Source organism: Veillonella sp. (genome assembly GCF_018381775.1).
In the GTDB taxonomy this organism is placed as follows: Bacteria; Bacillota; Negativicutes; order Veillonellales; family Veillonellaceae; genus Veillonella.
In genome coordinates this window covers 1-25,805 of the sequence record NZ_JAGZRH010000013.1, presented here as the reverse complement: position 1 = coordinate 25,805, position 25,805 = coordinate 1, and the positions used below count along the sequence as shown (strand labels likewise).

The following is a 25,805-nucleotide window of genomic DNA, read 5'->3' as shown; positions in this document are numbered from 1 at the left end:
ACAATGTGCCTTTATGTTATAGGTTGTAGAGTTCCGGTTTACGATCTCTAAAGATATTAATTTTATTACGGATATCTTCGACTACAGCGAGGTCGATGTCTATGGAAGCAATGCCTTCGTTCGTATCCATTTCGAGTAGGTTGGTACCCCATGGATCATAGACGGCAGAGTGACCTGTACTTTGAACACGGCCCACTGTACCACAGCCGTTTACAGCACACACGAAGAGTTGGTTTTCTATAGCTCGTACTTCGTTTAATACTTGCCAGTGGCGCAGACGCATCGTAGGCCATTGAGCAGGTACGAATAGGAGTTCAGTTCCTGGTAATGCAGCCATTCTGACTAGTTCAGGGAAACGAATGTCGTAACAGATGACCGTGCTACAAGGAATTCCATCTAATTCAAAATGAGTTGTATGAGTACCGCTAGCAAAGTATTTGTCCTCTTTGGCAGGGCTAAAGCCGTGCATTTTTGAATATTCGCCTACGAGGGCACCTTCACGGTTGTAAGCATAGGATGTATTGAATACTAAATCATCTTTCGCTACAGCCACAGAACCGCCTACGATATTCACCTTGTGCTCTTTTGCAAAGGTACTGAGCAATGATTTTGTTCTTTCCCCATTTCTGTCGGCAATGGTAATTAAATCATCTGATGGGTGAAAGCCTGTATTCCAAGTTTCAGGTAAAACAATAATATCAGGATTTTCTGTAAGTGCTCGAGTGAGTAACTCTTGAACGCGATTGTAGTTGTATTCTACATCATTTACGTGAACGTCCATTTGAATAATGGTTATGCGCTTTTTCATAGTACATCCTTTATTTGTTGAAATAGTATCGTTTATGTGAAATGTATTATAATTAAAATATTAAAACATTATTGAGTAGATTACAATAATTGCTATAGGCATTCTAGATGAAGCTATGTATCCTAGACCTAGAAAAGCGATTGACGAGGTACTAGCACGTTAATTTTTACTATTCTTCATAGAAATGTTATAATATTCTGTATATAATTGTGTTCTGATAGAGGAGGACCTATGAAACGGATTCCGTTAGTAACACTATTGGTTGTGGCCTTGGCAATGCTGGTGGCAGGTTGTGGATTGCTTTCACAAAAAACAGAGCCTACTAGTTCAGCGCCACCAGTAAAAGAAGTTAAGATGGTACATCCATCGGGCATTCCTGTTCTTATGTATCATAAAATCGGCGACGATAAAGATAATGATGCGGTTATTCGTGAGGATTTATTCAGAGAACAAATGAAGTTCCTCAAAGATAATGGCTATAATCCACTAACGATGGATCAACTATATGACTATGTCGTAAATGGTGCAGCAGTACCTGAAAAACCAGTTGTATTAACCTTCGATGACGGATATGCAGATACGTATTCTATCGTATATCCACTTATGAAAGAATATGGTTTTGCAGCTACTGTATTTATCAATCCTGGCGATGTAGGCACTCGGTTAACTTGGGATCAAATTCGTGAAATGCATAAGAATGGTATCACCATTTCTAATCACGGGTTCCAACATATCGAAATGGGACAATTGTCTGAAGCTAAGCAAATAGAAAATATTACGAAGGCTCAAGAAGCTCTTGCAAAAGAAGTAGGTATCAAGAATAATCCTTGGTTCTGCTACCCTTATGGGGATAAAAATGAATTCACCGATGCAGCTACTAAGAAAGCAGGCATTAAAATGAGTATGGCCATGAAATCTGGCTGGGCTCATACAGGTGATAATCCATATAATATTTTGCGTGTTTGGGTAGGTAATGCAGTAGACATTAAGCATTTTGAAGAACGCATTAGCACTGAACATTTCACTGATTTATAAGGAGAAATACATTGTTCAAAAAGAATTGGGTAAAGTTCATCATCATGGTGTTCCTATTTACCGTTGTGACCTCACCGTTCGTGGTGCTCTTTGGACCATTTAATAATGTAAAGCGCGCTGTTATTGGTGCCATATTGCAATCTCGCCATCCTCATTACATTACGTGGCTATTTAATGAAGAGGAATTGCAATCCATTTTAGGTACTGTTGGCGTGGTGAAAAGCCAAGATCTATTCAAGTTTAATGCCCGTGAAGACAAGTCTTTGAACCTTGAAAAGATTCAGTCTGCTCGTTATGTAGGTTATATTCTTGAAATTCCAGATCCTCGTCGTATCCAAGTAGGTACAGCGGCTAATATTCAAGAAAAAGGCGATACTACAAGTAATATTGCTAAAATGAATAATGCGGTAGCTGCTATCAACGGCGGTGGTTTCCACGATCCTAATGGTACTGGTACAGGTCGCTTGCCTTATGGCTTTATCTTGCATGATGGAGAATATGTTATCGGTAAGGATGTAGGTCCTGATGAAGCAGTAGACTTCGTAGGTTTCTCTAAATCTGGTAACCTTATTGCTGGTAATTACGATAAAACTCAACTTGGTGATATGAAAGCCATGGAAGGTATTACCTTTGGTCCGCCTCTTATCGTAGATGGTAAGAAGATGATTACTGAAGGTGATGGTGGTTGGGGTGTTGGCCCACGTACTGCTATCGGTCAAAAGAAAGACGGTACAGTATTATTCCTCGTAATTGATGGTCGTCAACCAGGGTACTCTATTGGAGCTACCTTGCGTGATGTGCAAGATATTTTATATGAAAAAGGCTGTTATATTGCAGCGAATTTAGATGGTGGTTCTAGTTCTACGCTATACCTCAATGGTAAAGTAGTAAACAAACCAGCCGATTTGTTAGGGGAACGCATGATCCCAACGGCGTTTATCGTGAAATAGGAGGACATATGAAACCTTTTACGCGTGTACTGAGCGCCTTTGCGGTAGGTATTCTTCTGCAAGGTGGGGTGTACCTATACCTTGATCAATATATGTTTGCACCGACTACAGATTTTAATGTGGCTGGTGCTTCAAAGGATGATACTAAGAACTTTCCTGATGTAAAGGAAGGAACTAAATATGTATCTTATGACCGTCAGTTCATGGCGGTTGTTACTGAAAGCTCTTTAAAAATTTATAAGGCTAATGAAAGCAAGCCTACAACGATTGATTTGAAGGGCCGTTCTATTAGTTACTTCAGCTGGATGCCTGACCGTAACTATGCTATCATGGGTCTGTATGACTCTAGAGAGGTTGTTATGGCCCGTCTAAATGCGGACGATCCTGAACATGAAGTAGATACAAAACTTGAAGATTTGCCTCGTAACAGTAAAATCGTAGATGCTGCATATTCCGAAGCGACAAACGTTGTTTACATGAAGGTAAAGGTTCAAGAAAACGCATATCGCATTTATCGTACCGATGCTAACTATGATACGCGTCGCGTTTATATGCAAGCTACAGATATTGGTCATATCGGCGTATTCTATGATGAAGATAGATTCTTCTATGATAATGTCAAGACTGGGGATATCTTCATGTTTAATGGTATTGAAGGTGGTTGGCGTGTTATCAATCCACCAGGACGATTCCGCTTAATCGGTGTTGATATGGATAAAACTATCTATATTGCTCGTGTTGATGAGGATAACAATGCCTTAACTGTTTACACTGGTAAACTCGGTGTAGGCTTCAAACCAGTTTATAAATATAATCATCCAACAACATTCAATGAATTAACATTGTCTGATGTAAAAACTATCATTAAGGATGGTAGTGACGAAACTACGAAGGTAACAGAAGATGATACATCTTCTAAATCTTCTAGTGATAGCAAAAAGAAATCTTAAGAAAAAGCCTTTATAATGATTCATTATAAAGGCTTTATTCCTATACTAGTTTGTACTAAAAGGATATATATGAATATATTATTTGTACGACTCAGCTACATAGGCGACATACTACATGCTACACCTGCAGCACGCTGGATTAAAGAACACTATCCAGAGGCAAAGCTCCATTGGATTGTAACACCTAGTATGGTAGAACTTTTACAGAACAATCCCTATGTAGATGAAATCATTCCATGGGAACGGGATGAATACGAAGCACATTCTAAAAAACTACATATTCCAACGATGTGGCGCATGTGGTGGGAGCTTAGAGATAAGTTGAAACCATATAAATTTGATGTGGCTGTCGATGTACAAGGGCGACTCATAACAGGGCTCGTTTTATTAGCATCAGGTGCACCTATTCGCCTTGGCCTTGGTGGTACAAAAGAATTAAACTGGCTGTTTACCAACTACAAAGCAAAGCCAAGTACGGATCATGTTATCAAGCGATATATAGAGGTAGCAGAATTACTGAATACTGCCGTTACAGAGCATAGTGACCTAAATGTATCCAGTGCTGTTTCTGAGGATAATGTAAAACCTTGTATAGCAAATGGGGTAACTGGTAAAAAGCTATACCACATGGACTTTTTTGTGCCACCTAATTTGCATATTTGGGCAGCAGAACAGTGGAAATCAATTAGTTATGACACATCTTTGGATCGTAGCAAAGTAGAAAAGCCACTACGTGTAGGTCTTGTGCTAGGCACGTCCTGGGCGACGAAAGAGTGGCCTCAAGAGAAATGGTATTCTCTTATTAAATCCCTTCAGTATAGAGCTAATTTTGTTTGTCTAGGTGGTCCAAAGGAGGCTACTCAATACAAACCATTGATGGATTCCTTAACAGCTGGTGGCCTTGATAAAATTATGCTAAATATGCTGGGTAAAACCACACTTCAAGAGGTAGGGGCTTTAATTGAAAGTTGCGATGTAATAGTGACTGCTGATACAGGATCATTACATATTGCATTGGCTTTAAATAAACCTGTAGTAGCATTATTTGGCCCTACGGATCCTAAACTGTGGGGTCCATTAACGGGAAACTTTAAGGTTCTTGTTAATGATGAGTTAGATTGCTTAGGTTGTCGTAAACGACGTTGTCCTAAGCCTGATCAATATTGTATGTCTGGTATTGACTCAGTACGAGTGAAAAAGGCGATTTTCGAATTGATAGGAGATAAATATGGCAAAGTTTAAAATTCAAAAAGGTTTATCCGATGCGGATATGATGAAAAACTTTAAAGATACTGAAAATTTTGAAGATACTATGCTAGATATGGAACGTTCTGCAAAGAAACCTGTAGTACATCAAAGTCCAAAACAAAAGGAAGATGCATTTTATCGTGAATTCCTTACAGATAAGGTAGAAACATTAATTGGTAAAATGTTGCTCGATATTAAGATGGAATACTTTAAAGAAGGGGAAGGAGACTTCTCTATCCAAGTCAAAAGAGATGGTAAAAATATTGTTCTTGAAACAGCACCTAAAAAGGTAAAACCTGAAAAATAACATGATAAAGAGCATGATAAAGAGCATTTAGTAAAAGAATCTACCTATAAAAGGTAGGTTCTTTTGTATATTTATAAAATGTAGAAGTAAGGGGGTTATTATCAATAAAATTGATAAGGTTATAAGTGTACCGATGATTGTCGAATTACTAGATTTATAAATACCGATATACTATGAAAGCTGATAAATAATAACTAAAAATTATTACGAAATAAATTTTTGTTTCTCATTAAAAAGAGCAATTAATAAGAAGAAGATTTGATTAAAAATACACGTTAAACTCTAGCTTTTTAGCACTTTATTGTGAGTTCCATCACGAAAAAATCATAAAAGAATACATGAAATCATGAGTAAATTGCATAATGTGGTTGTTGACAAAGAATTCTATAAGTAGTCTAATATAAGTATGTCTTAACGATTTGTAGAGTATTTGCCTGTGTGAGCAAGTTCTACAAAAATCGTAAAAAAATAGGTATGAGATAGTTGTGTGGTGGATGTATAAAATTACATACACAAAACTATTTCGATTTGGAGGATTAACATGGCTAAAAAATTAAGAATCTGCGAAACCGTTCTTCGTGACGGTCATCAATCTATTTTGGCAACACGCATGCGTTATGAACAAATGGAACCAGTGCTTGGCCTTTTAGATGAAATTGGTTATGAAGCTCTTGAATGTTGGGGCGGCGCTACTTATGATAGCTGTCTTCGTTTCTTGAATGAAGATCCATGGGAACGCCTTCGCAAATTAAAAGCTAATGTAAAAAATACACCACTACAAATGTTACTTCGTGGCCAAAACTTGTTGGGCTACAAACATTACTCTGATGATGTAGTGGAAGCATTCTGTAAAGCTGCTGTAAAAAATGGTATTGACCGTATCCGTATCTTCGACGCATTGAACGACCCTCGTAACATGGAAGCTGCTATTAAATATTCCAAAAAAGCAGGCGCACACGTTCAATCCGCAATGGTATACACTATTTCTCCAGTTCATACAACTGAAAGCTTCTTGAAAGTAGCTGAAACATTGGTAGAAATGGGTACTGATTCCCTTTGTATCAAAGATATGTCCGGTTTGTTAGGACCTGCTGATGCATATGATTTGGTTTCCACATTCAAAAAACGTTTTGGTGAATTGCCAATCGACTTGCACAGCCATTTCACTTGCGGTCTTGCAAGCACTACATACTGGGAAGCTGCTAAAGCTGGCGTAGATATCATCGATACTGCTATCTCTCCATTCGCTCATGCAACTAGCCAACCAGCTACTGAAACTATGATCGAAATGTTCAAAGGTACTGAATGGGATCTTGGTCTTGACCTTGATAAATACATTCCATTAGTTGACCACTTCCGTAAAGTAAAACAACAAATCGCTGAAGAATTCAACTTGAAACCAGCTAGCGATGTAATCCCAGCTGTTCGTCGTTACCAAATTCCTGGCGGTATGTTGTCCAATACTCAAAACCAATTGAACGAAATGGGTATGGGCGATCGCTTCTTTGACGTTATGGATGAAATGCCACGCGTTCGTGAAGACTTGGGTTACCCTCCATTGGTAACTCCAACATCCCAAATCGTTGGTACAATGGCTATGATGAATGTTATGATGGGCGACCGTTACAAAATGGTTCCTAACGAAGTTAAAGACCTTGTACGCGGTAAATATGGTGCGTTGCCTGGTAAAATTTCTGACGAAATTCGTCACACTATCATTGGTGATGAAGAACCTATTACTTGTCGTCCAGCAGACCTTATCGAACCTGAATTGGATGGTTACCGTCAAGATTTAGCTTCCAAAGGCTACAATGGTATCACTGACGAAGACGTATTGACTTATGCTATGTTCCCAGAAGTTGCTATTAACTTCTTCGATGCAAATCGTCGTTAATCCAAATATTAAAAGAGGATTCCTATGGAATCCTCTTTTTTTATGTATAAATAAGGCAATTGAATTATATATGAGTAGAGAAATATTTTGATAATGATAATATAAGGTAAAAGAATTTATTTTTATAGATATAGCATTTTTATATTTAGAGATTTTATAAAAAATATAGAGGCTATTAAATAAGACGTTATAGAACATTATGTTTGATGTCCTAAAAATTACTTGTGGTATGTTGATATAGGTTGCCCGGATACGTGTAATATATATTAAAAACTTCAAAATAGTAGATAATAAAAGGCATATTGACCATATGTAATAACAGCCAATTATAAACTGACAATGAAGAAAATATGAAAGTTAAATCACTTTTTTACGCTTTTTACTTGCTTTAAGTATTAAAAATAGCGTAAACTATAAGAAGTATCTAATATTTATGATATTGAGGTAACCCTGTGAATTTACAAATACGGATTTGGATATCCAATGTTGTGCTCTTTGTAGTGCCTATTTTGATAGCAATTATCTTATTTTTGCTATACTTTACAGGTCTGCGCATATTGGCTAATGCCGGTTACTATTTGCGTATTGAGCAGGAACAACAGTTTAAAAGTGTCAGTCGAATCACTGAAACAATTACCTTTTATGGTTTAGAAAACAACTTAATAGATAGCTTAGTAAAGCCTAGCTATAGTCTACTTGATCCAAAGGAAGTATATGTAGAGGTACTAGATCAAGGTAATATGGTGTACAGCTATGGTAATCCTCAAATCTATAGTGCTTCTGCTATTGTTGGTCTCATTGATGTAAACCCTGAATTACAAGGTATTGTATATCAGTCCAATAATACGTTTGTCTATGAAATGCGGAAATACGATGGGCGTCATGCTTACGTATATCATATTGCTATAAAGCGCGCTACTCATGGTAGTGATAGCTTAATGGAATCTGTATCCTTCTACATAATCATAGTTGCTATATTGCTGTTTATTGTTACATTCTTTGCTATTAACCGATTTGTTACACGCTTTATCATGATTCATGTTAAGAATATGACAAAGTCCTTAGAAATGGCCAATCGTCAGATTGAAATGGAACAGGAGCAACAAAAAGAGTTACTAGCAGGGATATCCCATGATATTCGAACGCCGTTAACAGCTATTAAAGCGTATGCAGAAGGTGTTCGTGATGGTATTGCACCAACCGAAGAGCAACAAAAACGCTATATGGGAATCATTTTGAAACGTGCTAATGATTTAGATTCGATGTTAGAGGAGTTATTCCTCATTACCACATTGAATTACAAGAAAGAATCTCGTCCATCTGAACGAATTGAACTCGGTCAATATGTACGTGATTTTGTAGAAGATCATTTGGCTCCTTATCAAACAAGAGGTCTAGAAATTAAATTCCGTATAGCAGCGGAAAATGCTTTCATTAATGCAAACCCACAATTGTTACAGCGTGTTTTACAAAATGTGTTGAACAATAGTGCTAAGTATAAAATGGCCGATGTTGGTCATTGTGTTATTGATGTAACTAGTGATGATGATTTTGTATACTGTGTTATCAGTGATGATGGCCCAGGGGTACCACCAGAATCGCTAGAACGTCTAATGCGTCCATTCTACCGTGTAGATTCATCTCGTACGAACCCACAAGAAGGTAGTGGTCTTGGATTGTCGATTATTCGTCGAATTATGGAAATCTTTGAAGGCCGAGTTGTGATTGAAAATGTAAGACCACATGGTCTACGTATTATATTAGAATTTCCTAAACAAGGAGAAGAATCATGAGTGAACATATCTTAATTATTGAAGACGATTTGGATATCGCCAATATTGAGCGTGATTATTTGATGGTGGCAGGTTATGATGTAACTATTATGACTAATGGTACGGAGGGTATTGAGGCTGCCTTAAATACTCCTGTAGACCTTATCATCCTTGATGTTATGTTGCCAGAAATGGATGGTTTTGAAGTTTGCCGCCAAATTCGTGACAAGGTTCGTGTACCAATTGTTATGGTAACAGCTCGACTTGATGATATCGATAAAATCCGTGGTCTCGGCGTAGGTGCTGATGACTACATTGAAAAACCATTCTCTCCATCTGTATTGATTGCAAAAATCAAAGCTATGTTGGCACAATATAAACGCTTAACAGAGCGTGATGCTATGGAAACCAATGCAATTCAATCTGGAGAAATCCGTCTTGATCCTAAGATGATGAAAGTTTGGGTAAACGAAAAAGAAGTTCACCTTAAAAAGAAAGAATTCCAGTTATTAGAATTCTTGATGCGCAATCGTGATATCGTATTTAGTAAAGAAGAATTATATTCTCGCGTTTGGGGGCTAGATTCCTATGGTGATTATGCAACAGTAGCTGTACATATCAACCGTTTACGTGAAGAAATTGAAGATAATCCATCCGATAGTAAGCACATCATTACTGTATGGGGCGTTGGTTATAAATTTGTTTGATAACTGAAAAACACTTTCATATTACGCTCACGTTTTTGGTGGCTGTTGATAAAATATGAGTTTATAGGAAGTTATTATATAGATATAATCAAAGATTTAAAAATTGTTTATATACTTCCTTTGATAGTTTAGATATTCCATGTATACTTATCTAAGTAAGGCTGACTTTTGATTCTAGATAAGAAACAACTAAACTTCTCTCTCTTAATAAGTTCTCTCTCAACTTATCTAGATCACATATACTCTCTCTCAACAGTCCTTACACTCTCAAACTATATGCATAAAGGGCATTCCTAGCGACGGCTAGTGAATGCCCTTTATGTTTTATATGGTACATTTTTATATAGATATATTTATATGTAATTTCTCTATAGTTGAATCGTCTTGAAATTAGCTTTGCTTTTAACATATTACAAGATACATATTATTTATAGAAATTATATTTTTATAATAGATGTAATAAATTGTTATCTTGCAATGTAAAGTCTTGCGTACTATAATAGGTTCATCAAAAATTGATTTTATAAAATTGATTTTGGTGAAAGTAGATATATATTGCTATATACTGCTATATATTGCTATATACTGCTATATATTGCTATATACTGCTATATATTGCTATATACTGCTATATTACATTGTTGTTAAAGTGTGTATTCGATTGCGATTGGCAGTTTATATGATAAGGAATATAACACTAAGAAATCATTAAAAGATGATATAAGGAGATATGCATGAATTTTTCAAAATATAAGAAATCAATTATTGCTTGTGTGCTAGCCCTCGGTATTGGCGTAGGTGGAGGATACTATTTCTTTGGTAATCCTGTTACACATCAAACAACTGTGAAGGAGCAAACTAAACAAACTAAACCTATTACAGATACACGTAATACATACGTAGTTCAAGCGGCAAAAGAATCTGGCCCAGCTGTAGTGGGAATTACCACTCAAGTTTTCCAAAAGGATATTTTTAACCGTACCATCTATGCTGGAGAGGGTGTAGGCTCTGGTGTATTGATTGATAATGATGGACATATCGTAACAAATAATCACGTTGTAGCTGGTGCTAAAAATGGAGAGGTTACAGTTTCCTTGTCCAATGGATCTACCGTCACAGGTACAGTTATCGGTACAGATGCACAAACAGACTTAGCTGTTGTTAAAATTGATCCACCGAAGGATATTCAACCTATAAAAATTGGTGACTCTGATTCCTTGCAAGTAGGGGAACCGGCTATCGCCATTGGTAATCCTTTAGGCTTAGAGTTTAAAGGCTCTGTTACATCTGGTGTAATCAGTGCCTTAGCACGTACTATTGATGATCAAGGGCAACGCTTCCCATTGATTCAAACAGATGCAGCTATTAATCCAGGTAACTCTGGTGGTGCTCTCATCAATGCAGATGGTGAATTAATCGGTATCAATAGTTCTAAAATCTCTAAAGAAGGCGTTGAAGGTATGGGATTTGCCATTCCTATTAACTCCGCTATGACCGTTGTAGACTCTATTATTAAGAATGGTAAGGTTGTACGCCCTTATATTGGTGTATGGGCTGTAGATCGTCAAACAGCAGCGCGTAACAATGTAAGTTATGAAGGCGAAGGTCTTCTCATTGTTCAACTTGATGCGAATGGTCCTGCTGCACAGGCTGGCTTAGTGGAAGGAGATACAATTGCTCAAGTTGATGGTAAGGATATTAGCACATTGTTAGAATTAAAAGAGCAAATTGACGCTAAGAGCCCTGGTGATACAGTTTTGGTATCTTATACTCACAATGGTAAAATGAAGAGTACAAAGCTTAAATTAGGTCAAGCAACTTCAAAATAAATAGCTGATGTTAGAGTAAATAGATTATTTTAAAATCAATGAAAAATCCTCATCCGTTGGATGGGGATTTTTATGTTGTAGCCGAAGTATGTGTGATACATATAGGGTGATATTAGTTAAATTAGAAAAAAATTAAGATAGTTTTTGTCTTATAAAAGCAGATATTATCAGTGTTTATAGGTCGTTAAAAGCGTGGATTTATATTTTGCAAAATATATTTTTAACAAGGTACCTTGCATTACGAGGTACCTTGTGTTATTATGTATTTGTCAGTACATGATAGTGACCGTAAGAGAGCTTTCACATTGGCAGGTAGGCACAACCTAAAGGGAGGAACTATGCAAGTTCAATTAAAAAAAGGTGTTATGGATATGCTTGTGCTAGCATTGTTAACACAAAGTGATCGCTATGGATATGAAATCGTAAGCACTATTTCAGAATATATTGAGATTTCGGAAGGAACGATATATCCATTATTTAATAGATTAAAGAAAGAAAAGTATGTTGAGACCTATTTGAAGGAGTCCTCTACAGGACCATCTCGAAAATATTATCATATCACGACTGATGGTCGTGCAGCATACAATAAGATGCGCCAAGAATGGGATGAATTTTCTGGTGTAATCAACATCCTGTTGAAAGGAGTCGACTATAATGAACAAAAATAGCTTTTTAGAAGCACTGCGCAATATATTCAAAAAGGCCCATGTTGCTGATGTAGAAAGTATTATCGAGGTTTATGAAGAGCATTTTGCAGTAGGTTATGAAAGAGGACTTACGGATAGCGAAATCATTAAATCTTTGGGCACTCCAGAGGAAATCTATGCATCTTATGTAGATGCAGGCATTATTACAGATACATTAGGCCAAGATGGTGGTGAAAGTAAATCTGTTAATATGCAAGAAATCTATGCTAGATTTGATGATTACAAAGAACGTTTATTGCCACAATTACCAGGAATGGCTAAAAAAGCATCTAAAACATTGTTATCTATTGGAAGTGCTTTGTCATATATCGTAGGAGTTTTACTATTTATCATTACACCAGCTATCCTATATTTACTTGGAAGCTCATGGCAACCGTTTGAGAATGTAACGGCATTTCCTGCATTATCATTAGTAACTTTAGTTGCACTTGGTGGTGTAGGTCTCTTTGGGGGCCTTACATGTATCTTTGTTGGTGTTGAACTTCGTGGGGTACGCGAACGTTATTTCAGCAATGTGGATTAAGGAGGACCTATGAGACGAATTATAATTGCTGCCATTCTAACTGTAATCAGTGCTGTAGGGGCAGGTACATCATTTGCTGTAAATGATCTACCAAATTTTGGCGAATGGATGAAAACAAATGAACAACAGTTCAGAAAACCACATAGACATGATGGTCCTAATATGCATATGGATCAACATATGATGGATGGACATAATCAAATGATGCCTCAAGATGGTATGGGGCCTAATAATGGTCAACATATGTACCAAAATGGTCAAAACCAAATGATGCCTCAAGATGGTATGGGACCAAATAATGGCCAACATATGCAATCAAATGGTCAAATGCCTCCACAAGGTCCAGGACCGCAACAACCTAATGGTAATGCTTCAGAACAAGCACCTAATGGTGAGACACAAGCTCAATAAAATATATAAAACTATTAATATAGATTGAGCCGTATATTTTAAGATATTAATAGATATAGAGTTAGATCTATCTGAGGATATCGTTGTTTTAATCGTATTTGAATATTAGGTAAAGGTGAAAATATGAAAAAACTTTTAATTGCTACAGTATTAACCGCAGCATTTGGGATTGGCGGTGTAACATTTGCTTCTACTAATGACGTACAAAATAATAATGAGCCAATCAAGATGAACTTGTTAGTAGAACGAAATCATGATGATGCAAACAATTTCCAAGATAAAAAATGTGATATGCTACTAGAAAATCAAAATAACCAAATGCATAGACAAGATCGAATGGAGCATATGCCAATGAATCATCACGTTGATAATATGCATCGAAAAGATAACGATCAATCTATGAGACCAGAAGGTGAAAACCATCAAATGAGAGCTGAAGGTCAAAACCATCATATGAGACAACAATGTAATAATCATCAAGTGCCACCACAAGGTCAGCCTCCTCATGGTGATGGACATAATGATAATGCACCACAACAACAAAGTGATCAAGGTACACCGCAAACTACACAAAACTAACCATATTTTATGAGTCCTTTTCTCTCATAAATGATAGAGAACGTGGTCATGAAAGTGCATTCATGGCCACCATAGAGCCACACACTCTATGTGATACATTCGTATCAGAATCTCTCTCTTACACACAATAACTACACACAAACAAAAAGAGCTCCTCAGTGTGAAGGAGCTCTTTTTGTATCTGTTTATAATTTTATTTGATGTGTTTAGAACCACGTTCTGTCATAGCTACGCCGTCTTTGCAAAGAGGGCATTCTTCAGGTTTGTATGTAGGAACTTCGAGGTTAAGTAAGGCTTGTACTTTTTCATGAGGTACGCCGAATTCTGCTTTACCGCCAGAACGGTTAACAAGAAGGCCTACACCTACGATTTCACCACCGGCTTGGTTTACAACATTTACTACTTCTTGTACAGAACCACCAGTAGTTACGATATCTTCAACGATAAGCACGCGTGTGCCTGGCTCGATTTTGAAGCCGCGGCGCAATGTCATAACACCTTTTTCGCGTTCTGTGAAGATAGCGCGTGTACCAAGAGCTTTACCTACTTCATGAGCTAGTAAGATACCACCAGTCATAGGTCCAATAACGAGTTCTACATTTTGGTCGCGGAAGCGTTCAGCTAATTCTTTACAAAGAGTTTCAGTGTATTTAGGATGTTGCAATACATTGAATTTTTCAACGTACATTGGGCTGTGGAGTCCAGATGTCAAAAGGAAGTGACCTTCTAAAATAGCTTGAGTGTCGATCAATAATTGTTTTACTTCTTGTTCTGTCATCATTTGGATACATTCTCCATTTCTTCAATAATTAAACGAACTGCTTCACGAGGATTTTCAGCCTGTGTAATAGGGCGGCCAATAACGAGGCGAGATGCGCCATCTTGTAATGCACTAGCAGGAGTAGCAATACGTTTTTGGTCGTCGGTTGCTGCAAAGGAAGGGCGAATACCAGGTGTTACGATGAGGAAATCATCACCACATGCTTCGCGGATCATCTTAGCTTCTAATGCGGAACATACAACGCCATCCATACCACATTCTTTAGCGAGTTTCGCTAAACGAATAACTTGGTCGGAAATAGGCAATTGTCCACCAGTAGATGTCCAAGCTTCATCATCAAAGCTAGTTAACACAGTAATTGCCAACAATTTAGTTCTTTCAACACCTAATTGTTCAGCTGTTTCGCGAGCTGCCTGTACAGCTGCTTTCATCATAACTGGACCACCTTGACCATGCATAGTGATCAAGTTAGCACCTAAACGAGTTAGGGAAGACACGCCATGTGCTACTGTATTAGGAATATCATGCAATTTCAAATCAAGAAATACTTGTTTGTTTTGCTCTTGTAAATAGCGAACTGTTTGCTCTCCTTCGGCGTAGAATAGCTCCATGCCGACCTTGTAAAAGCTAACCGCATCACCAAGGGATGTTACGATTTCTTTCATCGCATCCATAGTGGATACATCAAGGGCAACGATTAATCTGTCATCTGCCATCTTGCAACCTCCATACTACATATATATCTAAATAATTTTCACATACAGAGGGCCCATCTGTCAATTAAATTTGATGTGAAAGAGGTGACTATTAGTCACCCTTGAATAGTAGATTATAGACTGTTTCATGCTATAATAAATGGAGAAAATGAATATAATTCTTATATATAAATTTTGAAACATATAGATTTGAAAGGAGTCCTATGTTAGATTTTGTTGCATTAGACTTTGAAACAGCTAATAAATTTAAAAATAGTGCGTGCTCCTTGGCGGTTATTACCGTAAAGGACGGGCAGATTACAAAAAAGGCATACAGCCTTATTAAACCACCATTCATGAGCTTTGATGATGAATGTATTGAAATTCATGGCATTCAACCAAAGGATGTTATCCATGAGAAAACATTTGATCAATTGTGGAATGCTATCTATGAGAATCACTTAAAAGGCAATATCATGGTAGCTCATAATGCAAAATTCGATATGAATGTATTACGTGCTACACTGGATTACTATAAAATTCCTTGGCCAGAGCTAGATTATGCATGTACTGTAAAACTTTCACGTGCCGTATGGCCAGATTTAGTAAACCATAAGCTAAATACAATGGCTGCATACATCGGGGTTGAGTTTAAACATCATTACGCATTGGATGATGCGGAAACATGTGCTAAGGTTGTATTAGAGGCGGCTAAGGCTAAGGGCGTTAATAGCTTGCCAGATTTGTTGAAGGCTACAGGTGTACCACTAGAACCATTTATTGATGACAAAAATCGCGCTGCTCAAGAGGCTTTACATAAAGAACCTGAGCCAGAGCAAATGTCGTTCTTTTAGTAAGGAGAGACACTATGTTAGGTAAAGAATTATTATCTTATGTGGATCACACACTATTACGTCCTACAGCTACATGGGATGATATTAAAGAAATTTGTGACGCCGGCGTAGCCTATAAGACGGCATCAGTTTGTATTCCTCCAGATTTTGTGGCTTCTGCACATGAAGCGTATCCAGAGCTCAATGTCTGCACTGTTATTGGGTTCCCTCTTGGCTATGAAACGACAGAGGTGAAGGTAGCTGAAACAAAACAAGCCCTTTCGGAAGGGGCCTCTGAAATTGATATGGTCATTAACCTAGGCAATGTAAAACAAGGGGATTTTGATGCGGTTACTGCTGAAATTAAAGCTCTTAAAGCAGCCTGTGGAGACAAAATCTTAAAGGTTATAATTGAAACTTGTTACCTTACTGATTCTGAAAAGGTAGCTCTCTGTAAATGCATTACAGATGGTGGTGCCGACTATATCAAAACATCTACAGGTTTTGGTAGCAGTGGTGCTAGCCTTGAAGATATACAACTCTTTAAGAAACACATTGGCCCTAATGTAAAAATTAAGGCTGCCGGTGGTATTCGTTCTATCTCTGATATGAAAGCTTATATTGCAGAAGGTTGTAGCCGTATTGGCGCCAGTGCAGCAGTAGAACTACTTAAAGATCATTTAGACGAAGAAGTGTAATAGAAAACCACCTAGGCAGTGCTTAGGTGGTTTCTTAGAATGGCGGTATAACCATGCGCATGTATGATATTATTCTAAAAAAACGTTCTAATTTACCATTAACAGATGAGGAAATTCGCTTTGTCATCTCTGGCTATGTGAATGGCGAAATTCCCGACTACCAAGTGAGTGCTTTGTTGATGACCATTGTATTTAATGGGATGAATGCTCGTGAACTAGGCATATTGACATTAGCGATGGCACAATCGGGGCATATGGTAGATTTGTCCGATATTGATGGGATAACAGTAGATAAGCATAGCACTGGTGGTGTAGGGGATAAGACAACACTTATCATAGGTCCTCTCGTAGCTGCTTGTGGAGGCAAGGTGGCGAAAATGTCTGGTCGTGGTTTAGGGCATACGGGCGGCACTATCGATAAGATGGAGTCCATACCAAATCTAAAGGTATCATTGGACCAAGAGGCATTTATTAATCAAGTCAATACAATAGGTCTTGCCGTCATCGGACAATCTGAAGGGCTGGCACCTGCAGACAAGAAGCTATATGCTTTGCGTGATGTAACAGGCACCGTCGATAGTATCCCTCTAATTGCATCCTCTGTAATGAGTAAAAAATTAGCCTCTGGAGCACAAGCCATTTTGTTGGATGTAAAGGTTGGTAGTGGCGCCTTTATGAAAACCATAGACGATGCTCGCGCATTGGCGAAAGCTATGGTAGATATTGGAACGGAAAATAGCCGCTCTGTTAAGGCTGTTTTAACCGATATGGACCGACCACTGGGTCACGCCATTGGTAATGCTTTGGAAATCCGTGAGGTTATTGACACCTTGAAAGGTCATGGCCCAGAGGATTTAACTCATGAATGTGTTATTATGGCAGCTCATATGCTCGTATTAAGCCAAATTTGTGATTATGAAACGGCTCTCAGTTGCGTACAAGAGGCCCTTAATTCGGGATCAGCTCTTGAACGATTGCGCATGATGATTGATGCTCAAGGTGGAGATAGTCGTGTTCTTGATGATGAAAGTTTACTAGCCATCGGGAAATTCACTTATGATGTTACAGCGCCTCAAGACGGTTATATTACACACATGAATACAGAACAATGTGGTATTGCATCTGTTATGCTCGGAGCTGGTCGTACTGTTAAGGATGGTCCTATCGATTATAGTGCAGGCATCGTAATGCACAAGAAAACAGGTGATGCTGTTAGGGCGGGTGAAAGCATAGCTACCTTATATGCTTCTCATGAAAGTTTGCTCCTAAATGCGGCTAAAACATACTTAGAGGCAATTACTTTTGGTGAAACAGCACCAGTGGTGGTAGATACGATTCTTGATATGGTGGAATGAGGATATCCATATGATAGAAAAGGAAACTGATATGACGGAACAGGAAATTCAAAAGCTTATTGATCGTGCCATAGTAGCGCGTGAGAAAACCTATAGCCCGTATTCCCATTTTGGAGTGGGTGCAGCCCTTCTGTGTGAGGATGGGGCAATCTATGAAGGTTGCAATATAGAAAATGCATCTTATGGTTTAACTAACTGTGCAGAACGAACTGCTATATTTAAAGCCGTATCAGAAGGGCATACAAAATTTAAGGCCCTTGCCGTAGTTGCTGATACGGAAGGGCCTTGTGCACCATGTGGTGCCTGTCGCCAAGTAATTTCTGAATTTGAAATACCACGAATTATCTTGGCTAATCTAAAAGGAAATTATAGAGTCCTTGATCTTGATGAATTATTACCATTTAGATTTGGTGCGGACAGCTTATAGTAAAAAAAGAGACCACTGATGTGGTCTCTTTTTTGTTATACCTTAGAATGCAGGAACAATTGCACCTTGATATTTATCTTCAATGAATTTTTTGATTTCAGGGGTATGAAGAGCTTCCATCAATTTTTTGATGCGAGGATCGCTTTCATTGCCTTTAAGTACAGTTACGATGTTTACGTAAGGGGAATCTTTAGCTTCGATTGCCAATGCATCTTTACCAGGGTTAAGACCTGCATTTAATGCATAGTTTGTGTTAATAGCTGCTAAAGCTACATCGTCAAGAGAACGAGGTATTTGAGCTGCTTCTAATTCAACAAATTGGTAACCATTAGGGTTGGAAGTGATATCTTGAATTGTAGACAAGATATTGCTGGAGTCTTTCAATGTGATAAGACCTTCTTTTTGCAATAACAATAATGCACGACCACCGTTTGTAGGGTCGTTAGGGATAGCGATTTTAGCGCCTTTAGGAAGATCTTTTAAATCTTTAATTTGATGGGAGTATAAGCCCATTGGCTCAAGGTGAACACCACCAGCAGATACTAGTGGAAGGTTGTGAGCTTTTGCGAATTCATCCATGTAAGGTACATGTTGGAAGAAGTTTGCATCGATTTCTTTATCACCCAAAGCAATGTTTGGTGTGTTGTAATCAGTGAATTCAGTGATTTGTAAATCAATACCATCTTTTGCCAAGACAGGTTTAACTTGTTCCAAAATTTCTGCGTGAGGTACTGCTGTAGCACCGATTTTTAATACTTGTTTGCCGTTGTTAGCAGCTTGTTTGTTATTGTCATTACCGCAACCAGCGATCAATAAAGCACCGCCAAGGATTACAGTAGCTGCTAATGCTAAAAATTTTCTCATTAGACACACTCCTTTTACAATCATTTCATATAAAATATTACATTTATAGTACTAAATTATTTCCTATCTATCAAGAAGGAATTATTACGAGTTCTCCATAGCTTGAAGTTATACCAAAAAGAGATTTCCAAACTAACATCTATAAATTGTTGATAGTATTTGGAAATCTCTCTTTATTTTATGTAATTGTATTTTATGTATGTACGTACGTATTGGTAAACACTTATTTGCTAATAATTGAATCTATGGTTCAACCTTATTTACCTATGATAAGTCCAATGGACCACATAATTTGGTAAATCATTGCAGCCCCTGCAGTTGTACCCATCGCCTTGTCTAGTAGGAACTCATCTGTTTTAGTACTTAAGGTATGTACTGTTTTGAAAGCTAGTGGCGCTGCGAGAAAGGCAAAGAGGGAGAACCATGTCATGTGACCTACAATGATCCATGCAAGAATCCAAATGAAATTGAATAGGTAAGTGACGCTCATTAAACTGAGGGCACGTTCACGACCCAATACGATTGGTAATGTACGACGACCATGGCTTTCATCATTTCGAATATCACGAATGTTATTCGTGAGCATAATGGAACCAACGAGCAATGTAGATGGAATAGCAGGGATTAATAATGCTAAAGATAAGTCTCGCGTCCATGCATAGCCTGTAATGAGGACGATGGCAAAACCCATAGCGATACCAGAGGAAATTTCACCAAATGGTGTGCGAGAAATTGGTTTTGGCCCACCAGAGTAGAGAAAACTGATGAGAATGCAAAGAAAACCAGCTGGAATATAGTACCAAGTGATAGTTGCCGATAGATAAAGACCGATGATAATAGGTACAACCATGAGTACCTTAATCATGGTAACGATGAGCTCTGGTGTAATGGCACCACGGGTGATAGAACCAGCATTGCCGACCTTTTGCCCCGCATCGAGACCAGATTTAAAATCTTTATATTCATTCCATAAGTTAGCAACAATTTGAGCTGTTACAACAGCTAAAAATATTAAAATCGTATGGAAAATGGCGAGACCTGTACCCTTTACTGCACCAAATGCATAATAACTAAAGGCTGCACCTAAAATGGTAGGCCCTAAAGCGGCTGCTAATGTACGAGGCCTAGTGAGTGGAATTATTTCTTGTATCATAATAAAAGCACACTAAGTGTGCACTCCTTTCTATTTCTCATACTCTATGTTTACATATCTATTTAAGTATTGTATAGCAGAACTGATAGGTTGTAAATTACACTATACAGTTATACATCTCTATATAGTATAATAATTAATATATGCAGTATAGATTATCTTTTTGAAATCTTATAGATGCAGTACAGGTTATGAATATAATCTGTATACATAGTGTATTGTTAAATCGTGAGGTGTCTTATGAGAGCTCTCAATAAAAAATTGATGACATTGGCTTGTGCAACGTGCTTGACTGTTGGCATCGGTGCAGTGGCATATGCTGATACAGTAGATTTAGGATATGGCTTGTATGGCAATACGTCTCCTACGGTGAAAGCTGTAGAAGTCATGCGCGTTCCTACGGATGCAAAGCTACGTAATAATGAGCAAAGCCAAATAATTTCAGTGGCAAATAAAGCGGCTGTCGATGCTGTTAATACTAGTTTAAAATTACAAGCACCGGTACAGGTTGATCCTATGAAGGGCGATGTGTTAGATGGATTTTCCGTCTATCAATTGCAAGGGACGGATAAACAAGGTCACCATGTAGGTCAGTTAGTCGTTGTAGACTATTCTAAAAATGCTATAGATCAAGTGTTAGGCATGAGTAAGACTGTAGTAGAAAAGGGCGCAGATGTAAAATCTGGTCCCAAAAATCCTTCTACGTCTAAACCGGTAGCGTTGTATTCGAAAGAGTTAGCTCAAGAAAAATTACAAAAATTAAAAGGCAACACTATTGAAGGTGCTAAATTAGCTAAAGACTTAAAAATGATAAATGATAAGTTACCTGCTCAAATTATGGATGCCTTTGATAAAATGCTTGCTACAGAAAAGAATTTATCTCCTAAAAGTAAAGAAGAGCTCCGTTCTTATGTAGACTTTATGGTAAAACAAGTGAGCCTAGATGCAACTCATGTAGGATATAAACCTGTTCAAACACGTTATGGTACAGCTGTGACTGGTGATTTACGTGGTAGTCTTAAATATGATGGCTTTAGAAATACCGGCTCCTTAATTGGTTATGCTGTTCCTACAGATAAAGGTGTATCTTTACAGCTTTTAATGTCTGATGATTCTAGCCATGATTATTGGGCTAATGAGTTGAATCATATATATCAAACGCAATCTCTCAAGGGAGGTAAATAATATGAAATCTTTGAAAGTATTGGCTTGTGCAGCTTGCTTATTGGGAACCGTATCTGGTGTAGGTTTCGCTAAGGATGTACAAACCATTGCAGGTTCTATGGTAGTGCCTAACAATGTCAATGTTGTTTCTGCATCTAAAACAAACACACGTGATTTTGTAGAGAAGCAAATGAAACAAAATCCTTCAAAAAATATGGCGATGAATATGATGGCTGAAGATATTTTTAAAAACTTTGGCACTACTTTTGATGTATACCAATTGCAAGGGGCAGATAAAACAGGTCTAAAGGATGCATTCGTAGTAGCAGTAGATGTTAAACAAATAGCGCAGCAAGTAGCTAAGGAGAAAACTAATGATCCTATGTTTGTGGCGGCTATGGCGGCTTTAGATAAAGGTCAAATTGACCCTGTTACAGAACAACTTATGTTAGGTGCTATTAACAAGCAAATTCCCACAACTACAACTGTAGTACCTTTAAATGATCCGAAACGCTATGCTAATCTTAAGACTCGTTCAGGTGAACTACTTATAAAACCTAGAACGCTTACCGTAGAAAATGCGGAACAAGTACATCCTGTGGCAGGCACAAAATATCAAACTTATGCAGCAAGTTCTCGCTTGTTATATGCGGATGGAAATGTACAAACTCCACTTTATGCAAATACTGCATTTGTGTTAAAGCCAGGCAAACCGGTACTATACGTAGGTGTAACAACTGATGTACAGCGGGATTATTTCAAAACGATATTTGACAATGCCTTCAAATCTATTAAATAATTTATTATAGATATGCTTTCACGAAGTATATCATTTACAAGGTAATTACTAATGTGAGTATGGCGGCATTAGAATGATCTATATTATTTTCAATTATATTTTAAAGGAGAATTATTATGAACACAATTCACACAGACAAAGCTCCAGCAGCAGTAGGTCCTTACTCTCAAGCTAAAGTAGTAGGCGGTTTATTATTCGCTTCTGGTCAAATTCCACTCGATCCTAAGACTGGTTCCATTGTTGCAAGCGGTATCGTAGAGCAAACTGAACAAGTATGCAAAAACATTGATGCTGTATTGGCTGCAGCAGGTTCTGACTTCTCTGAAGTTATTAAAACTACTTGTTTCTTGGCTGATATTGCTGACTTTAAAGCATTTAACGAAGTGTATGCTAAATACTTCACTTCTAAACCAGCTCGTTCTTGCGTAGCAGTAAAAGATCTTCCATTGGGTGCTTTGGTAGAAGTGGAAATTATTGCGGAAGTATAAGATGGATTATATTTCCTTATTAAAATCAGAGATGCGTCCTGCCTTCGGGTGCACTGAGCCGATTGCATTGGCTTATGCGGCTGCGAAGGCAGTCTCTGTTTTAGATGAGTTTCCTAACCATATTCACGCACGATGCAGCGCGAATATTATTAAAAATGTAAAATCCGTAGTAATTCCTAACTCTGGTGGGCGAAAGGGCCTTCAAGCGGCTGCTACCCTTGGTGCCATCGTAGGTCATCCTGAGCGTGAGCTAGAGGTATTAGAATCTGCTACAGATGAAGATCGTAAATGGCTTGGCACATTGCTAGATGCTAACTTCTGTACGGTCTCACTTGCTGAAGGTGTAGATAATCTTTATATCGAAATCACTGCTGAAACAGATGAACATACAGCAGTAGTTCGCATTGAAAATGACCATACGAATGTAACCTATGTTGCCGTAGATGGTGAGATTGTCTCTGAAACAACTAATGAAATTAAGAAGGCTGCAAAAACTAAATATGCTATGACTTTTGATAGCATTTACGAATTTGCTAAAACGGCAGATATTTCTGGCATCATTCCTCAAATCAAACAGCAAGTAGAATACAATACAGCTATTTCTCGAGAAGGTTTATCTAATGATTATGGCTCCAATATTGGCCAGCTCTTGTTGTTGGATGAAGAAAACCCGTCTTTAGAAACGAAATGTAAAGCTCGTGCAGCGGCTGGATCCGATGCGCGCATGAGCGGTTGTCCATTGCCTGTAGTTATTTGCTCTGGCTCTGGTAACCAAGGCTTAACAGTATCGGTACCTATCATTACAACTGCTGAGGAACTTGGTAAAAGTGATGATGAACTTTATCGAGCGCTCGTTTTTGCTAACTTATTGACGCTTTATGTTAAATCTGGCATTGGTAAATTGTCCGCCTACTGCGGTGTTGTATCTGCTGGTGTTGTAAGTGTAGCCGGTATTGCCTTCTTGAAAGGTGATAGCAAGGATATTATTGAACATACTCTTGTAAATGGTCTTGCAAGTCTATCTGGTATCGTATGTGATGGTGCAAAACCATCTTGCGCAGGTAAGATTGCCATCTCTCTTGATGGCGCGTTCATGGGATATAAACAAGCTCGCCTTAACAAGAACTACCAAAAAGGCGATGGCCTTGTAGCATATTCCGTTGATGATACTATCTGTAGTATCGGTGCTGTGGCTCAAGGTATGAAAGAAACGGACGTAGTTATCTTGAATGAAATGCTAAAACACTAATTTAGCTAAAAATATAAGCCCCCGTAAGGGGGCTTTTTTGTATATTAACTTTTATACTATGATATTATAATGTTGATTATATTTTTTATTATTCATAGGATATATAAATTAAATAAACATATAGATTACAATGTATGAAATATTGAGTGGATTATAGGTGCAACGTTAATGGGATTAGGTATATTTACAATAATTTTTATTATTATGGCAATAACTACAGTTTTAGGCCCAGTCAAAATAAGTAGTAAATTTTTATTTTATATTGCACCAGTAATATTAATTGCTACATCATTGATTGAAATTTTATTGATAAACAATATTCAATATAGAAATGATTATAGAATTATAAATCTTTCTATAATGTTTGTAAGCTTTATGACTGTAGCATATATTAGGAGTAAACAACCTTTAAAGAAATAAAGTAGGTGTTTTGGTGTTTTTTATAAATTATATTTGGTACTTTATTCTTGTTATATCAGTTATATTTGTAATAGTTGGTAGTGTCTATCAAATCAATGGTTGGAACTATAGGATACCGATGAGGCGTAGTGATTTTTTTAAGATCTATATTATTACCTATATAGGCATTATATTCAGTTTATTTTTAACTTATCGCTTGAAGATTAGTGTATATGACAGTAGCAACCTTTTATATGCTATTATAGTTTGCATTATAGGTGCTATAAGTATATCTCAATTCTTTTTGTGTGGAATGCGAAGAATTGTTGATTTGAAATGGTGCTCCCCTTTTTTTTATCCTGTTGTATTTATATCGGGTCTTATACTATCTAAGTATATTCCTGATTTAATGTCACTTATGATGCTAGTCCAGCTTTTGCTTTACTTCACACCAGGTAAAAGTGAGTAAGCTACTCGGTTTTATAATCTTGTATGAGGTAAATGATGACAGTTTTAATGTTTTTCATGATATATTTTGGTTCAGTAGTTCTTTTATGTTCTTATAATTTTATTACATGTGGGAACTTCTGGAGAACGGATTATTCTGCATTAAATAGGAAGTGGTTTTTCTTCTATAGTCTCATTATAGAGAGTATTATCCTTATAGTGTTACCGCAGGTTAGGTATCTATTTAATGAACCTTATCTAAACTCTATGTTAGGTACCATATTATTTGTCCTTATATTGATAGTTTGTAATATGGTTACGCAATATATTGGTATTAAGCGTTTGGTGGATATTGGAATTACGAATCCGAAATGGTATCTAGGGATTAATTTTCTTCTCTTAGGTTCTATATTACTTCCTGGAGAAATAAAAAGTATTATTGTACATTCAATTAATATGGTTGTATTAGTTATGCCACGTCAAACTATTAAAAATAATAAATCACATTGATTTAATGTAGATAGTATAGATATAAAATCAGAACCACCCGTAAAACGGGTGGTTTGCTCACGGGCTATAAGCCCGTAGTACTAGGCCAGCGTCTAAAGGCGCTGGCTTTCACTACGTTCAAGCTGCATAGCCATTGACTCGTAACGTTCCCCTTAAAGGGGATGTGTATTACTTGCTACCCTTAAAAGGGTCCTCATATTCTTTTACACTAAGTTTATCTTTC

The 25,805-nt window shown here is 37.4% G+C and carries 26 protein-coding genes; 21 read left to right on the top strand and 5 right to left on the bottom strand.

Annotated elements, in window-relative coordinates:
• Positions 1-16: 16 nt before the first annotated feature.
• Positions 17-808 (bottom strand): carbon-nitrogen family hydrolase, encoded by a 792-nt coding sequence (locus tag KH109_RS08395; RefSeq protein ID WP_295218557.1) that lies wholly within the window; start codon positions 806-808, stop codon positions 17-19.
• Positions 809-1,039: 231 nt separating this feature from the next.
• On the opposite strand from KH109_RS08395, the gene KH109_RS08390 reads away from it, so the two are divergent.
• The 13 genes from KH109_RS08390 to KH109_RS08330 all read left to right on the top strand — a co-directional run bounded on the left by KH109_RS08390 (position 1,040) and on the right by KH109_RS08330 (position 13,720).
• Positions 1,040-1,843 (top strand): polysaccharide deacetylase family protein, encoded by an 804-nt coding sequence (locus KH109_RS08390; protein ID WP_295218553.1) that lies wholly within the window; start codon positions 1,040-1,042, stop codon positions 1,841-1,843.
• Between the two features lie 11 nt (positions 1,844-1,854).
• Positions 1,855-2,793 (top strand): phosphodiester glycosidase family protein, encoded by a 939-nt coding sequence (locus tag KH109_RS08385; protein ID WP_213467690.1) that lies wholly within the window; start codon positions 1,855-1,857, stop codon positions 2,791-2,793.
• 8 nt (positions 2,794-2,801) lie between these two features.
• Positions 2,802-3,743 carry a hypothetical protein gene (locus KH109_RS08380; protein WP_213467691.1) on the top strand — a complete coding sequence of 314 codons (942 nt, stop codon included), beginning with the start codon at positions 2,802-2,804 and terminating at the stop codon, positions 3,741-3,743.
• 69 nt (positions 3,744-3,812) lie between these two features.
• The gene (locus tag KH109_RS08375) at positions 3,813-4,985 is read left to right on the top strand and encodes a glycosyltransferase family 9 protein (RefSeq protein ID WP_295218547.1); all 1,173 of its coding nucleotides are present in this window, start codon (positions 3,813-3,815) and stop codon (positions 4,983-4,985) included.
• Positions 4,972-5,298, top strand: coding sequence for a hypothetical protein (locus KH109_RS08370; protein WP_005387920.1), 327 nt, complete (start codon positions 4,972-4,974; stop codon positions 5,296-5,298). The genes KH109_RS08375 and KH109_RS08370 overlap by 14 nt, the downstream gene beginning before the upstream one ends.
• Before the next feature lie 541 nt (positions 5,299-5,839).
• A complete protein-coding gene (locus tag KH109_RS08365; protein ID WP_156719618.1) occupies positions 5,840-7,192 on the top strand; it encodes a pyruvate carboxylase subunit B in 1,353 nt (450 codons plus the stop codon).
• A gap of 452 nt (positions 7,193-7,644) precedes the next feature.
• Positions 7,645-8,985 (top strand): HAMP domain-containing sensor histidine kinase, encoded by a 1,341-nt coding sequence (locus tag KH109_RS08360; protein WP_060924132.1) that lies wholly within the window; start codon positions 7,645-7,647, stop codon positions 8,983-8,985.
• On the top strand, positions 8,982-9,671 hold the full coding sequence (locus tag KH109_RS08355; RefSeq protein WP_005387927.1) for a response regulator transcription factor: 690 nt from the start codon (positions 8,982-8,984) through the stop codon (positions 9,669-9,671). Before KH109_RS08360 ends, KH109_RS08355 begins: the two co-directional genes overlap by 4 nt.
• 734 nt (positions 9,672-10,405) lie before the next feature.
• On the top strand, positions 10,406-11,500 hold the full coding sequence (locus tag KH109_RS08350) for a trypsin-like peptidase domain-containing protein (protein ID WP_295218542.1): 1,095 nt from the start codon (positions 10,406-10,408) through the stop codon (positions 11,498-11,500).
• Between the two features lie 338 nt (positions 11,501-11,838).
• Entirely contained in the window at positions 11,839-12,168 is a 330-nt protein-coding gene (locus KH109_RS08345) for a PadR family transcriptional regulator (protein ID WP_036466165.1), read from the top strand.
• The gene (locus KH109_RS08340) at positions 12,155-12,730 is read left to right on the top strand and encodes a DUF1700 domain-containing protein (RefSeq protein ID WP_024047881.1); all 576 of its coding nucleotides are present in this window, start codon (positions 12,155-12,157) and stop codon (positions 12,728-12,730) included. Before KH109_RS08345 ends, KH109_RS08340 begins: the two co-directional genes overlap by 14 nt.
• 9 nt (positions 12,731-12,739) lie before the next feature.
• Positions 12,740-13,141 carry a transcriptional regulator gene (locus KH109_RS08335; protein ID WP_156719621.1) on the top strand — a complete coding sequence of 134 codons (402 nt, stop codon included), beginning with the start codon at positions 12,740-12,742 and terminating at the stop codon, positions 13,139-13,141.
• Positions 13,142-13,264: 123 nt separating this feature from the next.
• Positions 13,265-13,720: a hypothetical protein gene (locus tag KH109_RS08330; RefSeq protein ID WP_295218533.1), complete on the top strand. Its 456-nt coding sequence runs from the start codon at positions 13,265-13,267 to the stop codon at positions 13,718-13,720.
• A gap of 193 nt (positions 13,721-13,913) precedes the next feature.
• Here KH109_RS08330 and pyrE read toward each other — a convergent pair whose 3' ends face one another.
• Both pyrE and pyrF read right to left on the bottom strand, forming a co-directional pair.
• Positions 13,914-14,501 (bottom strand): orotate phosphoribosyltransferase, encoded by a 588-nt coding sequence (gene pyrE, locus KH109_RS08325; RefSeq protein ID WP_295218530.1) that lies wholly within the window; start codon positions 14,499-14,501, stop codon positions 13,914-13,916.
• Positions 14,498-15,217, bottom strand: a complete 720-nt coding sequence (gene pyrF, locus KH109_RS08320) for an orotidine-5'-phosphate decarboxylase (RefSeq protein WP_156719623.1) — start codon at positions 15,215-15,217, stop codon at positions 14,498-14,500. Before pyrF ends, pyrE begins: the two co-directional genes overlap by 4 nt.
• A 203-nt stretch (positions 15,218-15,420) precedes the next feature.
• Here pyrF and KH109_RS08315 point away from each other — a divergent pair, with 203 nt between their 5' ends.
• From KH109_RS08315 to KH109_RS08300, 4 genes are read left to right on the top strand one after another with little or no spacing between them, the layout of a single operon-like run.
• Entirely contained in the window at positions 15,421-16,050 is a 630-nt protein-coding gene (locus KH109_RS08315; RefSeq protein ID WP_119206488.1) for a 3'-5' exonuclease, read from the top strand.
• Positions 16,051-16,064: 14 nt separating this feature from the next.
• Positions 16,065-16,727, top strand: a complete 663-nt coding sequence (deoC, locus tag KH109_RS08310) for a deoxyribose-phosphate aldolase (RefSeq protein WP_257847264.1) — start codon at positions 16,065-16,067, stop codon at positions 16,725-16,727.
• Between the two features lie 53 nt (positions 16,728-16,780).
• A complete protein-coding gene (locus KH109_RS08305; RefSeq protein ID WP_295218523.1) occupies positions 16,781-18,082 on the top strand; it encodes a pyrimidine-nucleoside phosphorylase in 1,302 nt (433 codons plus the stop codon).
• Positions 18,083-18,113: 31 nt separating this feature from the next.
• Positions 18,114-18,509 carry a cytidine deaminase gene (locus KH109_RS08300; protein WP_363158849.1) on the top strand — a complete coding sequence of 132 codons (396 nt, stop codon included), beginning with the start codon at positions 18,114-18,116 and terminating at the stop codon, positions 18,507-18,509.
• Positions 18,510-18,551: 42 nt separating this feature from the next.
• Here KH109_RS08300 and KH109_RS08295 read toward each other — a convergent pair whose 3' ends face one another.
• Together KH109_RS08295 and menA are read right to left on the bottom strand one after the other, a co-directional pair.
• On the bottom strand, positions 18,552-19,373 hold the full coding sequence (locus tag KH109_RS08295; protein WP_295218509.1) for a MetQ/NlpA family ABC transporter substrate-binding protein: 822 nt from the start codon (positions 19,371-19,373) through the stop codon (positions 18,552-18,554).
• 256 nt (positions 19,374-19,629) lie between these two features.
• Positions 19,630-20,526 carry a 1,4-dihydroxy-2-naphthoate octaprenyltransferase gene (gene menA, locus KH109_RS08290; RefSeq protein ID WP_287512095.1) on the bottom strand — a complete coding sequence of 299 codons (897 nt, stop codon included), beginning with the start codon at positions 20,524-20,526 and terminating at the stop codon, positions 19,630-19,632.
• A gap of 240 nt (positions 20,527-20,766) precedes the next feature.
• On the opposite strand from menA, the gene KH109_RS08285 reads away from it, so the two are divergent.
• The 4 genes from KH109_RS08285 to KH109_RS08270 all read left to right on the top strand — a co-directional run bounded on the left by KH109_RS08285 (position 20,767) and on the right by KH109_RS08270 (position 24,226).
• Positions 20,767-21,711 carry a hypothetical protein gene (locus KH109_RS08285; RefSeq protein WP_295218505.1) on the top strand — a complete coding sequence of 315 codons (945 nt, stop codon included), beginning with the start codon at positions 20,767-20,769 and terminating at the stop codon, positions 21,709-21,711.
• Position 21,712: 1 nt separating this feature from the next.
• Complete coding sequence (locus KH109_RS08280; RefSeq protein WP_295218501.1) at positions 21,713-22,489, top strand: hypothetical protein; 777 nt, start codon at positions 21,713-21,715, stop codon at positions 22,487-22,489.
• A gap of 116 nt (positions 22,490-22,605) precedes the next feature.
• A complete protein-coding gene (locus KH109_RS08275; protein ID WP_105093967.1) occupies positions 22,606-22,977 on the top strand; it encodes a RidA family protein in 372 nt (123 codons plus the stop codon).
• Between the two features lies 1 nt (position 22,978).
• Positions 22,979-24,226, top strand: coding sequence for an L-serine ammonia-lyase, iron-sulfur-dependent, subunit alpha (locus KH109_RS08270; RefSeq protein WP_363158847.1), 1,248 nt, complete (start codon positions 22,979-22,981; stop codon positions 24,224-24,226).
• Positions 24,227-25,805: the final 1,579 nt, after the last annotated feature.

Excerpts from the sequence above, each read along its gene's own strand:
- KH109_RS08375 (WP_295218547.1), top strand. The coding sequence starts at position 3,813 with ATGAATATATTATTTGTACGACTCAGCTACATAGGCGACATACTACAT.
- menA (WP_287512095.1), bottom strand. The coding sequence starts at position 20,526 with ATGATACAAGAAATAATTCCACTCACTAGGCCTCGTACATTAGCAGCC.
- KH109_RS08345 (WP_036466165.1), top strand. The coding sequence starts at position 11,839 with ATGCAAGTTCAATTAAAAAAAGGTGTTATGGATATGCTTGTGCTAGCA.
- KH109_RS08300 (WP_363158849.1), top strand. The coding sequence starts at position 18,114 with ATGACGGAACAGGAAATTCAAAAGCTTATTGATCGTGCCATAGTAGCG.
- pyrF (WP_156719623.1), bottom strand. The coding sequence starts at position 15,217 with ATGGCAGATGACAGATTAATCGTTGCCCTTGATGTATCCACTATGGAT.
- KH109_RS08330 (WP_295218533.1), top strand. The coding sequence starts at position 13,265 with ATGAAAAAACTTTTAATTGCTACAGTATTAACCGCAGCATTTGGGATT.
- KH109_RS08340 (WP_024047881.1), top strand. The coding sequence starts at position 12,155 with ATGAACAAAAATAGCTTTTTAGAAGCACTGCGCAATATATTCAAAAAG.
- KH109_RS08295 (WP_295218509.1), bottom strand. The coding sequence starts at position 19,373 with ATGAGAAAATTTTTAGCATTAGCAGCTACTGTAATCCTTGGCGGTGCT.
- KH109_RS08285 (WP_295218505.1), top strand. The coding sequence starts at position 20,767 with ATGAGAGCTCTCAATAAAAAATTGATGACATTGGCTTGTGCAACGTGC.
- KH109_RS08275 (WP_105093967.1), top strand. The coding sequence starts at position 22,606 with ATGAACACAATTCACACAGACAAAGCTCCAGCAGCAGTAGGTCCTTAC.
- KH109_RS08350 (WP_295218542.1), top strand. The coding sequence starts at position 10,406 with ATGAATTTTTCAAAATATAAGAAATCAATTATTGCTTGTGTGCTAGCC.
- KH109_RS08270 (WP_363158847.1), top strand. The coding sequence starts at position 22,979 with ATGGATTATATTTCCTTATTAAAATCAGAGATGCGTCCTGCCTTCGGG.
- KH109_RS08280 (WP_295218501.1), top strand. The coding sequence starts at position 21,713 with ATGAAATCTTTGAAAGTATTGGCTTGTGCAGCTTGCTTATTGGGAACC.
- KH109_RS08315 (WP_119206488.1), top strand. The coding sequence starts at position 15,421 with ATGTTAGATTTTGTTGCATTAGACTTTGAAACAGCTAATAAATTTAAA.
- KH109_RS08355 (WP_005387927.1), top strand. The coding sequence starts at position 8,982 with ATGAGTGAACATATCTTAATTATTGAAGACGATTTGGATATCGCCAAT.
- KH109_RS08305 (WP_295218523.1), top strand. The coding sequence starts at position 16,781 with ATGCGCATGTATGATATTATTCTAAAAAAACGTTCTAATTTACCATTA.
- KH109_RS08365 (WP_156719618.1), top strand. The coding sequence starts at position 5,840 with ATGGCTAAAAAATTAAGAATCTGCGAAACCGTTCTTCGTGACGGTCAT.
- deoC (WP_257847264.1), top strand. The coding sequence starts at position 16,065 with ATGTTAGGTAAAGAATTATTATCTTATGTGGATCACACACTATTACGT.
- KH109_RS08395 (WP_295218557.1), bottom strand. The coding sequence starts at position 808 with ATGAAAAAGCGCATAACCATTATTCAAATGGACGTTCACGTAAATGAT.
- KH109_RS08370 (WP_005387920.1), top strand. The coding sequence starts at position 4,972 with ATGGCAAAGTTTAAAATTCAAAAAGGTTTATCCGATGCGGATATGATG.
- KH109_RS08380 (WP_213467691.1), top strand. The coding sequence starts at position 2,802 with ATGAAACCTTTTACGCGTGTACTGAGCGCCTTTGCGGTAGGTATTCTT.
- KH109_RS08390 (WP_295218553.1), top strand. The coding sequence starts at position 1,040 with ATGAAACGGATTCCGTTAGTAACACTATTGGTTGTGGCCTTGGCAATG.
- pyrE (WP_295218530.1), bottom strand. The coding sequence starts at position 14,501 with ATGATGACAGAACAAGAAGTAAAACAATTATTGATCGACACTCAAGCT.
- KH109_RS08335 (WP_156719621.1), top strand. The coding sequence starts at position 12,740 with ATGAGACGAATTATAATTGCTGCCATTCTAACTGTAATCAGTGCTGTA.